The organism is Xinfangfangia pollutisoli (assembly GCF_020179405.1).
Lineage (GTDB): Bacteria > Pseudomonadota > Alphaproteobacteria > Rhodobacterales > Rhodobacteraceae > Pseudogemmobacter > Pseudogemmobacter pollutisoli.
This window is the reverse complement of the sequence record NZ_JAICBZ010000001.1, coordinates 212,175-225,114: the sequence shown is the minus strand read 5'-3', so window position 1 is coordinate 225,114 and position 12,940 is coordinate 212,175. Positions and strand designations below refer to the sequence as shown.

The following is a 12,940-nucleotide window of genomic DNA, read 5'->3' as shown; positions in this document are numbered from 1 at the left end:
GACCTCGGCCGACCGGCTGCATGCCGGCTGGACAGCGGCACAGCGCGCGCGGGTGCGCGGCCAGACCGGCGCGCAGGCGCAGATCGAACGGCTGCTGGCCGATGTGCCGCGCGACTGCCTTCTGGTCACGGTGATCGACGGCCACCCGGCCACGCTGTCCTGGCTGGGCGGCGTTTCGGGCCACCGGACGCTGGCCCTGGGGGTTGAACATTTCGGCCAGACCGGCACCATCGGCGATCTGTACCGGCATTTCGGCATCGACAGCGGCAGCATCGCCGAACGCGCCCTGGGCCTGACCCCGGGCCGCCGCCCCGCCGCGGGGGGGCCGGGCTAGACCAGCCGCGACTGCCGGCCCTTCACACGCCGGATCGGGATCGAGCTTTCCAGCGACGCCACCCCGGGCACCTTGGTCAGGCGCCCGGTCAGGAAGCGTTCGAATTCCTCCAGCCCCGACACCGCGACGCGCAGCAGATAGTCGCGGTTGCCGGTCATCAGCCAGCATTCCACCACTTCGGGACAGGCCAGGATCGCGCGTTCGAAATTGACCAGCTGGTCATCGACCTGCCGGTCCAGCTTGACCGAAACAAAGACCGAAAAACCAAACCCCATCCGGGCTTCGTCCACCAGGGCCGCATAGCCGGTGATATAGCCCTCGTCCTGCAATTGCCGCAGACGGCGGGCGCAGGGCGTGGGCGACAGGCCGACACGCTCGCTCAGCTCCTGATGGGTCAGGCGGCCGTCGCGCTGCAATTCGGCCAATATCCGGCGGTCAAGGGAATCAAGCGGTCGCGACATGGGATCAGCCTTTGCAGCCAGAGGGGCCCGTCGCCGCAGTGTCGATGCCCGCCGCGCCGGACGCAAGGGCAGGGCGCCGCCCGACCCCGCCGCTCGGCCCACATACGGGCATTTATTCCATTTATGCGTGTGTGCCATTGAAATTCGGCCGCGGCCCTGCGGATTACCAGAAACGGCTTGATGCAATTCGCGCATTCCCGGCCCGATTTCTTTCGCATATTGGAATTTCTCGCTTTTCGGGATAGTCACATTCAGGCTGTTGCTGCGTATCTTGTAGGACCCCGATGGAAACGACTGTCGTCAAAGCGCTGAAAGTGCTAGAGAATCTTGTTTCAAGAGAAAGCTCTCAGTCCCTGACCGAGATCGCCGACCAATGCGGGATCAGCAAAAGCAACGCCCATCGGCTGCTTGGCACGCTGGAAGCCTGCGGCTATGTGCGACGATCCGCCTCGTCCCGGAATTACGAACTGACCCTGCGGTTGTGGGAACTGGGGCAGCGGGTCTATTCACAGGTCGACCTGCGCGCCGTCGCAGCACCCTATCTGCGCAAACTGGCGATCGAGACCGAAGAGACGGTGAATCTGTCGGTGCTGGATGACAATCGGGTTCTGTATCTGGACAAGGTCGACAGCATCCATGCCGTGCGCACTTCGGTCAGCGCGGGCGACCGGGCGCCGGCCTATTGCACGGCCACCGGCAAGGCGATGCTGGCCCATGCGCCCGATGATCTGGTCAGCGCCATCGGCGCCACGATCGAGGCCTTCACCCCGAACACCGTGCGGTCGCTGGAAGAGCTGCGCCGCCAGCTGGATGAGGTCCGCGAAAAGGGCTATTCGGTCGCGCATGGCGAATGGCGCCGGGGCGTGCTGGGCTATGGCACCGCGATCCGCAGCCTTTCGGGACGGGTTCTGGGCGCAATCGGCGTCGCCGGCCCCGAAGAGCGCCTGCGTCAAAGCGATGCGCGCCGGTTCACCGACGCGCTTTTCGCCACCGCGCAGGAAATCGAGCGCGAACTGGGCTTCAGCGAGACCACCGCCCAGGCCGAACCCATCCGCCCGGCCCGCCGCACCGCCCGGCATTAGGCCCGCCCCCGAACCGGCATTCGGGAACGGCCTGTCGTTTTGCGCCGGCGCCGTCAGACCGCCGGCTTGCGGTGCAGCGTGGCCTGTTCATAGGCATAGGCCATGTTGATGATCGCCGCATCGTCCCATTGCTGGGCCAGGAAGATCAGCTCGAACGGCGCGCCCGAGGCGTAATAGCCCGCCGGAACCGTGATTCCGGGAATGCCGGCGATGTTCAGCTCGCCCACCGTCGTTTCGCGGATCGCATCGCCGGAATGCAGGCCCGGCAGTTCCTCAAGCATCTGCGGATAGGCCAGCGCGTCCAGATCGTGCCGCGCAAACACCTCGCGCAGCAGCCGCAGATAGGTGTCTTTCAGCGCGGTGAATTCCGGCATCGCGGGCGGCGTGGCCGGCGATTTCAGCGCTTCGGCGAAATCCGGCAATTCGTGCAGATAGCCCAGGATCGCCCCCTTGGCGAAGGGATCTTCGGATTTGGTCGCCTCGACGAAATCTTCCCAGGTCTTCAGCGCGGCATTGGGGCCCAGACGCTTGAGATAGCAGGTGACATCATAGGGAATCGATTCCAGCCCGCGACCGTCGAAGAAGGGCGTGCCGGGCGTGATCTGGCGATGGGTGTTGAAATCGGTGCCCGAGAACGGGTCTTCGACCAGAACCGCGCCGGCCGCCGCCAGTTCGGTTTTCGCCCGCTCGTACAGCGCCGCCGTCTCGGGCGAGAGCGCATCCTTGCGCCAGCCCGGGCCATACAGGCCGATGCGCTTGCCCTTCAGACCGTCCTTCGACAGGTTCGCCGCGAAGCCGCCCGCCGGGATATGGCCGACCGAGGCCAGCGTCTTGGGGTCTTCGGTGGTGAAGCCCGCAATCGCATCCAGACAGATCGCGGCATCTTCCACCGTGCGCGCGATCGGGCCCACCATGTCGCGATTGCCCGACAGCGGCACGACACCGGCATTCGGCACCATGCCGATCGTCGCCTTGATCCCCACCAGCCCCTGCGCCGAGGCGGGGTTCTGGATCGAGCCGCCGGTCTCTTCGGCCAGGCCCGTCAGGCAGAAATGCGCGGCAACGGCGCTGGCGGTGCCAGCGCTGGACCCGCCGGGGGCGCGGTCTTCGCGCACCACGTTCAGCGTCGGGCCGGCCCAGCTGTCGTTGGCATGGGTGCCGGTCCAGCTGAGGATCGGCACATTGGTCTTGCCCAGGATCACCGCCCCCGCGGCCTTCATGCGCGCGGCCACAGGCGCATCGCGTTCGGGCATCAGATCGACACCACCGGTGCCGGAATACAGAAGCCGCCAGCCCGCGGTCGAGGGATAGCCGACCATGTCGACCGTATCCTTGATCACCACCGGAATCCCCGCCATCGGGCCCAGCTTCTCTCCGGCGGCGCGGCGGCGGTCGATCTCTCGCGCGACATCCAGCGCGTCGTCGCATTCGAAGATCACCGCATTATACTTGCCGTTCAGCGCCTTCATCTGCGCGATCGAGGCGCGGGTCAGCGCCTCGGAGGTCAGGCTGCCATCGGCGAAGGCGGCCTGGGCCTTGGCGATGGTCAATGTGCCAAGGTCGATCTGCGGGGTCTCAGCTTTGGTAGACATGTGGGGCCTTTCCGCGCGGACAAGCGCAGCTGGCGCTCCGGCGCGGGGGCGGAGCGGGATAGGGGGAAGGCGCAGGATCAGAACGATGCCGGCAGCAAGGCCGAAACGGCCCTGACGGGCACCGTCGTCCGGTCGATGCGGGTGAAATGCTGACATCCTTGTCAGGCGGGGCGGGCAAAAGCGCTGCCCATCGGCCTGGCGTCATTGCCCTGCCGGGACCGTGGCCGCAGGCGGCGGGCGGGCCTAAGGCCCACAGAAGCCGCTCGGTGACGATCAGCGTTGATGTGACCTGCCATTCTGCCTGTCGTCAAGGCAGAATTTGCCGCAATTGTCCGCCGTGTCGCGCCAGGGACGGAATCTGCCGCAACGGGGTTTGACAAGCGGCCTGGCTTCGGTCTTGATGATCTTATCCTTGAGCAGGGCAGCTCTCTCCCGATTGATTTCGGGCAGGAGCTTTTTTGTTTTTTACGGACCGGATGAACCGGGCCGGGTTTCGGACGGGTGAATGACAGACGACCCCTGGAGGATCGGCGTGATCATGTCGCAAAGCGGCGTGACGGGTGCGATCGAGCGCAATCAGCTGGCCGCGACGCGGCTTGCCATCGCCGAGATCAACGCGATGGGCGGCGTGCTGGGGCGCAAGCTGCACGCGGTCTATCGCGATCCGAAATCGACGCCGGCGCTATATCGCACCCATGCGCAAGAGCTGTGCCGCGACGAGCGGATCCAGGTGATTTTCGGCGGCCATATGTCCAGCTCGCGCAAGGCGATGCTGCCCGAGATCGAGGCTCATAACGCGCTGCTGTTCTATCCGACGCTTTACGAAGGCTTCGAATATTCGCGCCATTGCGTCTATACCGGCGCCGCGCCGAACCAGAATTCGGTGCCGCTGGTCGACTATCTGCATCGCAGCTTCGGGCGCCGGCTGTTCCTGGTCGGCTCGGATTACGTCTATCCCTACGAATCGAACCGCATCGTCTCGGATCTGCTGCGCTCGCGCGGGGGAGAGGTGGTGGACGAGATCTATGTGCCGCTGGATCTGAAGCGCAAGCATGTGACCCAGATCATCGACCGGATCCGCGACCACAAGCCGGACATGATCTATTCCACCGTGGTGGGCGACGGGATCATCCCCTTCTACACCGCCTATCGCGAGGCGGGTTTCGATCCGCAGACCTGTCCGATCGCCAGCCAGTCGACCAGCGAGGTCGATGTGGCGCGGATGCCGCCCGGCGTGGCAGACGGCCATGTGATCGCGGCGCCGTTCTTCGATTCGCTGCGCATCCCGGCGGCGCTGGCCTTTGCCCGTGCCTTCCGGCTGGCGGCGGGCGGGCCGATCCCATCCACCGCCCCCGCCGAGGCCGCCTATTTCTCGGTCCATCTTTATGCCGCGGCGTTGGCTTTGGCCGGCGAGGACGGGATCGAGCGGCTTCTGCCGGCGCTGTACGAGGTCGAGGTCGATGCGCCGCAGGGCGCGGTGCGGGTGGACCGGCTGACCAATCACACCCATCTGTGGCCCCGCGTCGCGCGGATCCGCGAACAGGGCCCCTATGAAATCGTCAGCCATCCCGCCGAACGGGTGGCCCCCGACCCCTATCTGGTGCGGATCTCGGGCCTGCCCGAAGACGCCGACCCCATCGCTTTCCCCTTCAGCGCCGCGCGCTACTGAGGTTCATGATGAGCTACGCCTTCCTCAAGGAATTGCGCAATCTCTCGGTCGTCGTCCTGCATCCGATGGACGAAGAGGGCATGGCCCTGACCGACCATCTGCGGCGGATCGGCTGCATGCCGCAACTGGTCTGGCCGGTGCCCGAACAGCTGCCCCGCGGCACGAATATCGTGCTGGTTGCCATTGTCGATGACCAGCGCGAGGCGCTGCGGCGGCTGTTTCGCACCATGGGCAACCCGGCGCCCACGATTCTGGCGATTGTCAGCTACGAAAACCCCGCGACGTTGCAGCTGGTGCTGGAAAGCGGCGCGATGGCGGTGATCGGGCGGCCGATCAAGCCCTTCGGCCTGCTGACCAATCTGGCGATTGCCCGCAACATCTGGACGCAGACCCAGAACCTGGCCCGCGACGCGCGTCGCTACAAGCGCAAGGTCAAGGGCGAACAGGCGGTCAGCCGCGCCAAGACCATCCTGATGGCCAGCCGCGCCATCGACGAGGATCAGGCCCATCGCGAGCTGCGCGCCGAGGCCATGAGCCGCCGGATCGCGATCGAGGCGCTGGCGCAGGAAATCATCGCCGGCGCCTCTGCACAAATTGCAGGCTTTGCTGCATTTGGGGCAGAAAATTTCTTGTCCGACGCGAAGGAATCGGATTAGTCTCCGCGTCAGGATGGTCCCCGGCATGTCCGGCCACCACCGCACGGTCCGCGTCAGGCTGACCGTTCCATAGGCAATGCAGCCCGCGATCGTTCCCAGGGACGAGGCGGGCTTTTTTGTTTCGACAGCGCTGTCGGCCGTAGCTCCAACAAAAGACCCCCCATCGCAAGCATGGCCTTCGCAGGCGCATGGGCCAACACAACAGGGAAAAACCATGACACTGAAACGTCGTCAGTTTCTGACCACTGCTGCTGTTTCGGCGGGCGCGCTGGCCCTTCCGGGCTATATCCGCAGCGCCCGCGCCGCCGAGACCGTTCAGGTCGGCGCGCTGTACTCGCAGACCGGCGGGCTTTCCGTGGTCGAGAAGATGCTGGCCAGCGCGGTGCAGCTTGCGGCCTCGGAAATCAACGCCGCTGGCGGCGTGCTGGGCCGGCAGATCGAGGTCATCGTGGAAGATGGCGCCTCGGACCCCAAGACCTTCGCCGAAAAGGCGCAGAAGCTGGTGATCCGCGACAAGGTGGAAACCGTGTTCGGCTGCCACACCTCGGCCAGCCGCAAGGCGGTGCTGCCGATCTTCGAACGCCGCAATGCGATGCTGTTCTATCAGACCCATTACGAAGGCTTCGAATGCTCGCGCAATGTGGTCTATCTGGGCGCGGTGCCGAACCAGCAGCTGTCGAACTACATCCCCTGGATCATCAACACGCTTGGCAAGAAGAAATTCTTCATCGTCGGGTCGAACTATGTCTATCCGCGCGAGATGGCCAAGGTTTCGAAAAGCCTGATCGAGGCCGGCGGCGCCGAATGGGTGGCGGATGAATATCTGGAACTTGGCCATTCCGAATGGGCGGTGATGGTCAACAAGATCAAGGAATCCGGCGCCGATGTGGTGCTGTCGCATGTGGTCGGCGATTCGATCATTTCCTTCTACCGCGAATTCCGCAACCAGGGCCTCAGCCATGCCGATCTGCCGATCTGCGCCACGGTGACCTCGGAAATCGAGATCGCGGCGATGGGCCCGGAATATGCGGCCGGCAGCTACACCTCGTTCCCCTATTTCATGTCGATCGACCGGCCCGAGAACAAAAGCTTCATCCAGCGCTACCGCGACTTCGTGAACGATCAGAAGGCCATCACCTACCACTCGCTGGAAGCGGCCTATTTCCAGCTGTTCTTGTGGAAACAGGCGGTCGAGAAGGCCGGCGACTTCACCGCCGACGGCATCCGCGAAGGCATCCGCGGCCAGGAATATGACGCGCCCGGCGGCCCGGTGAAGGTGGACGCCGACAATCTGCACACCTGGGTGACCCCGAATATCGGCCAGTGGCAGCCCGACGGGCAAAGCAAGATCGTCGACAGCTACGGCCAGCCGATCAAGCCGCTGCCCTATTCCGGCTATGGCGAGACGGCCGAGAACCTGTTCTGCACCGCCGCCGGTCTCGACAGCTCGAAACTCTGATCTGCCGCGCCCGGGCGGGCCGCCGCTTGCCCGGGCCGACATTCTCTCCGAAAGGCCGGTCGACCGTGTTCGATATCCTGTTCATCGGATTGAGCCTAAGCTCGATCCTTCTGCTCGTGGCGCTTGGCCTTGCGGTCACCTACGGCGCCATGGGCATCATCAATATGGCCCATGGCGAAATGGTCATGATCGGCGCCTATGTCGCGGTCCTGTCCAATATCTGGCTGGGCGCCAATCTTCTTCTGGCGATCCCGCTGGCCTTCCTGGTCACCGCGGCCCTGGGCTACGGGCTGGAGCGGCTGGTGGTGCGCCGGCTGTACGGGCGGCTTCTGGACACGCTGCTGGCCACCTGGGGCATCGCGATCCTGCTGCAACAGGCGATCCGGCTGGAATTCGGCCTGACCTTTTTCGGCATCCATATCGAGGGGCTGGGCTCAGGCCTGCAGAACGTGCCGGTGCCGCAATTCCTGCAAGGCACGCTGGGCCTGTTCGGGCTGCAGCTGAACAGCTACCGCGTGTTCATCGTGCTGGTGACGCTGGCGCTGGCGGGGCTGACCTGGTTCACGCTGTACCGCACGCCCCTGGGCATGAAAGTGCGCGCGATCATCCGCAATCCGCAAATGGCCTCGGCCTGCGGCATCGACGTCAAGGCCACCAACGCCATCACCTTCGCGCTCGGCTCGGGCCTTGCCGGGGTCGCGGGCGTGCTGATGGCGGGCTTCCGCTCGGTCTCGCCCGATATGGGCGCGACGATGGTGGTCGACGGCTTCATGGTCGTGGTGACCGGGGGCGTCGGCAGCCTGTTGGGCACGGTGGCCGCCGCCGGCATCCTGGGCGAGATCAACGCGCTGGTCGCCATCTTCTTCAACGAGATCGCCGGGCGGGCCTCGGTCCTGCTGGTGGTGATCCTTGTGATCCTTCTCAGGCCCGCCGGTCTGTTCAGCTTCAAGGGGCGCTGAGGCATGACTTCCCTTCTGACCAATTACCGCATCTGGGCCTATCTTGTCTTCTTCGCCATCCTGCTGGCCCTGCCGCTGACCGGCGATGACTTCTGGCTGAACCGGGTGGCGAAATATCTGTGCTTCGGCATGCTGGGCGCCGCGATCGCGCTGACCTGGGGCTATGCGGGGGTGCTGAACCTGGGGCAGGGCCTGTTCTTCGGGCTGGGCGCCTATGCGATGGCGATGTCGCTGAAACTGGCCAGCTATACCAGCCTGCAGCAGGGGTCCGACCAGCCGGTGCCGGATTTCATGCTGTGGAATGCCCAGCCCGGCGCCTCGACCGATCTGTGCTGCATCACGCCCGGATCCTGGCTGTGGATCCCGTTCCAGTCGCAATGGTTCGGCGTGGCGATGGCGATCATCGCGCCGGTGATCGTGGCCACGCTGCTGGGCAAGCTGATCTTCGGCCAGCGGATCTCGGGCGTCTTCGTGTCGATCATCACCCTGGCGCTGGTGCTGCTGGCGCGGCTGTTGCTGGTCGACGCCCAGCCCGTGACCAACGGCTTCAACGGCTTGACCGACCTGGGCTATTTCAACCTGTTCGGAACCGAGCTCGATCCCTATGCGGTGACCACCTATTACGTCATCACCATCGCGCTGATCGTGGTGCTGACGCTGGCACGGCTTCTGGTTGCGACCCGCGCCGGCACCGTGCTGCAGGCCACCCGCGACAGCCAGACCCGGGCGCTGTATCTGGGCTATGACGTGCCGGCCTATCAGACCTTCTTCTTCGCCGTTTCGGCGGCGATCTCGGGCCTGGCGGGGATGCTGTATGTGGTGGTGGCGGAATTCGCCTCGCCCTCGTTCCTGGATCTGACCTTCTCGGTCACCATGGTCGTCTGGGCGGCCGTGGGCGGGCGCGGCTCGATCCTGGGGGCCTGCATCGGTGCGATCCTGATCAACGTGCTTGAGGCGCGGGCCTCGGAAACCGAAGCCCTGGTCGAGGCCTGGAAGGCGATCGTCGGCCTGGTCTTCGTGCTGGTGGTGATCTGGCTGCCCCAGGGTCTTGGCGGCTTTGCCCATGACATGATGCGCCGGCTGACCGGGCGGCGCCGCCCCGAAGCCCTGAAGCAAGAGGTGCGCCAATGACCGTCTATGCATTGCAGACCGAAGGTCTGGGCGTCAGCTTCGGGCGGTTCCGCGCCGTGGATGGCGTGTCGCTGAACGTGGCGAAGGGCGAGTTGCGGGTGCTTCTGGGCGCGAATGGCGCCGGCAAGACCACGCTGATGGATCTGATCAGCGGCCGCACCCGGTCGACCGCGGGGCGGGTGCTGCTGAACGGGCGCGATGTCACGAACCTGCGCGAATTCCGCATCGCGCGGGCCGGGATCGGGCGCAAGTTCCAGATCCCGTCGATCTTCACCGGGCTGACGGTGCGCCAGAATATCGAGGTGGCGCAGTCGCGCCATCCCGGCGTCTTCTCGAACCTGCGCATCGGGCGCAGTGCGGCAGACCGGGCGCGGGTGGAAGAGGTGATCGACCTGGTCGGCCTGTCCGATCAGATGAAGACCGAAGCCGGCACGCTGAGCCATGGCCAGATCCAGTGGCTGGAACTGGGCATGCTGATGATCCAAAGCCCCGAGGTCATTCTGCTGGACGAACCCACCGCCGGCATGACCCAGGCCGAAACCGGCAAGACCGCCGCGATCATCAACCGGCTGAAGGGCGATCACACCTTGCTGGTCGTCGAACATGACATGGCGTTCGTGCGCGACATTGCCGAGAAGATCACGGTTCTGCATCTGGGCCGGGTCCTGGCCGAAGGCACCGTGGCCGAGATCGAGGGCGATGCCGCCGTGCGCGCCGCCTATCTGGGATCGCAGGAGATTTCCGCATGCTGAGCCTGACCAATCTGGAAAGCTGGTACGGAAGGTCGCGCGCGCTGAACGGCATCAGCCTGGACGTGCCCGAGGGCAAGATCACCGGCATCGCCGGGCGCAACGGCACCGGCAAGACGACGCTTCTGAAAACCATCATGGGCCTGACCGACAGCGCCAAGGGCGTGGTGCGGCTGGGCGGGCGCGACATCTCGACCGCGCCAACCCATGTGCGCGCCCGGGCCGGGATCGCCTATGTCCCGCAGGGGCGCGGCATCATCCCCGATTTCACCGTGCGCGAAAACATCGTGATGGGCGGGTTCGCCAACCGCGCCGGCAAGCGCGCTGTGCCCGAGATCGTGCCGGAACTTTTCCCCTATCTGGCCGAAAACATGGACCGGCGCGGTGGGCTTCTGTCGGGCGGGCAACAACAGCAGCTGGCCATCGCCCGCGCCCTGGCGGCCGAGCCGGATGTGGTGCTGCTGGACGAGCCGAACGAAGGCATCCAGCCCTCGATCGTCGAGGATATCGAGCGGGTGATCCTGCGGCTCAGCCGCGAATTCGGCCTGACGGTGATCCTGGTCGAGCAGAACATCGGCTTCCTGCGCCGCGCCGCATCAAGCTTCGCGATGCTGGAAAAGGGCAGGGTGGTTGAAGGCGGCGATATCTCGGGCCTGACCGATGCGGTGGTCGACCGCCACATGACGATCTGAACCGGGCGAGGACTGCGATGCTGGATTTCACCTTTGATGCGCCCGGCGCCCTGCACATCGAATGGGACGGCGCCCGGCGGCTGGGCAGCCTGCTTGCGGCGCGGTTTGCGGCGCGGCGGGCGCTGCTGGTCACCGATGCGCCGCTGGTGCGGCTGGGGGTGACCGCCCCTGCGATCGCCGCGCTGGAGGCGGCGGGGTTCGATGTCACCGTCTTCGACGGCACGGTCGCCGACCCGCCGGAATCGGTGGCTTTGGACTGTGTGGCGCAGGGCCGGGCCGGGGGGGTCGATCTGGTGATCGGCTTCGGCGGCGGCTCGTCGCTGGATATCGCCAAACTGGCCGCGGTGCTGTTGCACAGCGACCAGCCGCTGGCGGGCCTTTATGGCATCGGCAAGGTGCAGGGCGGGCGGCTGCCGCTTGTCCAGGTGCCCACCACCGCCGGCACCGGGTCGGAAGTGACCAATATCACCATCCTGACCACCGGCGAGACCACCAAGATGGGCGTCGTCGCGCCGCAGCTTTATGCCGATCTGGTGCTGCTGGATGCCGCGCTGACGCTGGGCCTGCCGCCCGGGCAGACCGCCGCCACCGGGATCGACGCCATGGTCCATGCGATCGAGGCCTATACCTCGCGGCACAGAAAGAACCCGCTTTCCGACCTTTATGCGCGCGAGGCGCTGCGGCTTCTGGCCCCGAACCTGGTGACCGCCTGCACCGACGGGCAGAACCGCCCCGCGCGTGAGGCGATGCTGTACGGCGCCTGCCTGGCCGGCAAGGCCTTTGCCAACAGCCCGGTCGGCGCGGTGCATGCACTGGCTTATCCGCTGGGCGGGCGATACCGCCTGCCGCATGGGCTGACCAATGCGCTGATGCTGGGGCCGGTCCTGCGCCACAACCTGCCCGCCGCCGCACCGCTTTACGCCGAGCTGGGCGCGCTTCTGGGCTTTGGCGCCGAAGCCACGGATTTCATCGCCGGGATGGAGGCGCTGATGGACCGTTCGGGCGCGCCGCGCCGGCTGCGCGACGTGGGCGTCAGCGCCGAAAGCCTGCCCATCCTTGCCGCGGATGCCATGCTGCAGACCCGGCTTCTGGGCAACAACCCGGTCCCCGTGACCGAGGCCGACGCGCTGGCCCTGTACCGCGCGGCCTTCTAGCCGCCTAAGGCCGCAGGGCCCATCAGCAAGGCGGCGTGGCGGCGGATCTCTTCCATCAGGAAGCCGATCACCGCCCGCTCGCGCCGCATCTGCCGCGCGTCGCGGTGACAGGTCAGCCAGTAATTGCGCTTCAGCGTGATCTCACCGGGCAGCACCGGCACCAGATCGGGGCAGGCTTCGGCCATGTAGCAGGGCAGGATGCACAGTCCGATCCCCTGGCGTGCGGCGATCATCTGGCTGTAGATGCTGGAGCTTTTGAACCCCGGCCGCAGCGCGGGATGCACCTCGCCCAGATAGTCCAGGCCCGTGGCGAACAGCATTTCCTCGATATAGCCCAGAAAGCGATGCGCCGGCAGATCGGCGCGCGACCGGATCGGATCCTGCGCCGCCAGATAGGATTTGGCCGCATAGATCCGCAGCCGGTAATCGGCCAGCGGCTCGGACCGATAGGCGCCGCGCGTCACCGGATCCAGCGTCACGGTCAGATCCGCCTCGCGCCGCGACAGCGAGATCACCTGGGTCAGGGTGATCAGTTCCAGCGACAGATCGGGAAAGCGCGCGGTGAAGGCCGCCAGCATGTGTTCGCTGAAGAAATTCGAAAAACCTTCGGGCACCGCCAGCCGCAGATTGCCGGTCAGGCCCGGGCCCGGGCCCGCGCCGGGAATGATGCTGCCCGACGCCTCTTCCATCCGCTCGGCGGTTTCAACCAGGCGGCGGCCGCTGGCGGTCAGCTCATAGCCCCGGGCCGAGCGTTCGAACAGGCGCTGGCGCAGCGCGGCTTCCAGCCGGTCGATCCGCCGCGCCACCGTGACATGCGACGATCCCAGTTGCCGCGCCGCGCCGCTGAGCTGGCCATCCCGGGCCAGCGCCAGGAAAAACTGAATGTCGTCCCAGTTGAACTGCGTCATGCTGTTCATTTTCGTTCACAACCTGTGAGAAATCAATCAGGCCGCATGCCTTGTCTGACCAGAAATCCTGACGCATCCTTGCCGAAGGGCCCGG

At 65.8% G+C, this 12,940-nt stretch carries 12 protein-coding genes and 1 pseudogene; 10 read left to right on the top strand and 3 right to left on the bottom strand.

The genetic code is table 11. The features are described from left to right. A pseudogene (locus K1Y73_RS00995) lies at positions 1-334 on the top strand (transketolase); the annotation flags it as partial. On the opposite strand, the gene K1Y73_RS00990 reads toward K1Y73_RS00995, so the two are convergent. Next, positions 331-795 carry an Lrp/AsnC family transcriptional regulator gene (locus tag K1Y73_RS00990; RefSeq protein ID WP_225026041.1) on the bottom strand — a complete coding sequence of 155 codons (465 nt, stop codon included), beginning with the start codon at positions 793-795 and terminating at the stop codon, positions 331-333. The pseudogene K1Y73_RS00995 and the gene K1Y73_RS00990 sit on opposite strands and share 4 nt — an antisense overlap. A gap of 284 nt (positions 796-1,079) precedes the next feature. Between K1Y73_RS00990 and K1Y73_RS00985 the strand changes: the two genes are divergently transcribed. After that, a complete protein-coding gene (locus tag K1Y73_RS00985) occupies positions 1,080-1,877 on the top strand; it encodes an IclR family transcriptional regulator (protein ID WP_225026040.1) in 798 nt (265 codons plus the stop codon). A gap of 53 nt (positions 1,878-1,930) precedes the next feature. Here the strand turns inward: K1Y73_RS00985 and K1Y73_RS00980 are convergent, their stop codons facing one another. After that, a complete protein-coding gene (locus K1Y73_RS00980; RefSeq protein WP_225026039.1) occupies positions 1,931-3,469 on the bottom strand; it encodes an amidase in 1,539 nt (512 codons plus the stop codon). 505 nt (positions 3,470-3,974) lie between these two features. On the opposite strand from K1Y73_RS00980, the gene K1Y73_RS00975 reads away from it, so the two are divergent. The 8 genes from K1Y73_RS00975 to K1Y73_RS00940 all read left to right on the top strand — a co-directional run bounded on the left by K1Y73_RS00975 (position 3,975) and on the right by K1Y73_RS00940 (position 11,938). Further along, a complete protein-coding gene (locus tag K1Y73_RS00975; RefSeq protein ID WP_225026038.1) occupies positions 3,975-5,138 on the top strand; it encodes a transporter substrate-binding domain-containing protein in 1,164 nt (387 codons plus the stop codon). An 8-nt stretch (positions 5,139-5,146) separates the two neighbouring features. Next, entirely contained in the window at positions 5,147-5,794 is a 648-nt protein-coding gene (locus K1Y73_RS00970; protein WP_225026037.1) for an ANTAR domain-containing response regulator, read from the top strand. Between the two features lie 214 nt (positions 5,795-6,008). After that, entirely contained in the window at positions 6,009-7,253 is a 1,245-nt protein-coding gene (locus K1Y73_RS00965; RefSeq protein WP_225026036.1) for a transporter substrate-binding domain-containing protein, read from the top strand. Positions 7,254-7,318: 65 nt separating this feature from the next. Then, on the top strand, positions 7,319-8,212 hold the full coding sequence (gene urtB, locus K1Y73_RS00960; protein WP_225026035.1) for an urea ABC transporter permease subunit UrtB: 894 nt from the start codon (positions 7,319-7,321) through the stop codon (positions 8,210-8,212). 3 nt (positions 8,213-8,215) lie between these two features. Continuing rightward, positions 8,216-9,343 (top strand): urea ABC transporter permease subunit UrtC, encoded by a 1,128-nt coding sequence (gene urtC, locus K1Y73_RS00955; protein ID WP_225026034.1) that lies wholly within the window; start codon positions 8,216-8,218, stop codon positions 9,341-9,343. Next, positions 9,340-10,095: an urea ABC transporter ATP-binding protein UrtD gene (gene urtD, locus K1Y73_RS00950; protein ID WP_225026033.1), complete on the top strand. Its 756-nt coding sequence runs from the start codon at positions 9,340-9,342 to the stop codon at positions 10,093-10,095. Before urtC ends, urtD begins: the two co-directional genes overlap by 4 nt. Next, a complete protein-coding gene (gene urtE, locus K1Y73_RS00945; protein WP_225026032.1) occupies positions 10,089-10,784 on the top strand; it encodes an urea ABC transporter ATP-binding subunit UrtE in 696 nt (231 codons plus the stop codon). The genes urtD and urtE overlap by 7 nt, the downstream gene beginning before the upstream one ends. Positions 10,785-10,801: 17 nt before the next feature. Continuing rightward, complete coding sequence (locus K1Y73_RS00940; RefSeq protein WP_225026031.1) at positions 10,802-11,938, top strand: iron-containing alcohol dehydrogenase; 1,137 nt, start codon at positions 10,802-10,804, stop codon at positions 11,936-11,938. Here the strand turns inward: K1Y73_RS00940 and K1Y73_RS00935 are convergent. Next, the gene (locus K1Y73_RS00935; protein WP_225026046.1) at positions 11,935-12,846 is read right to left on the bottom strand and encodes a LysR family transcriptional regulator; all 912 of its coding nucleotides are present in this window, start codon (positions 12,844-12,846) and stop codon (positions 11,935-11,937) included. The two genes, K1Y73_RS00940 and K1Y73_RS00935, sit on opposite strands and share 4 nt — an antisense overlap. Positions 12,847-12,940: the final 94 nt, after the last annotated feature.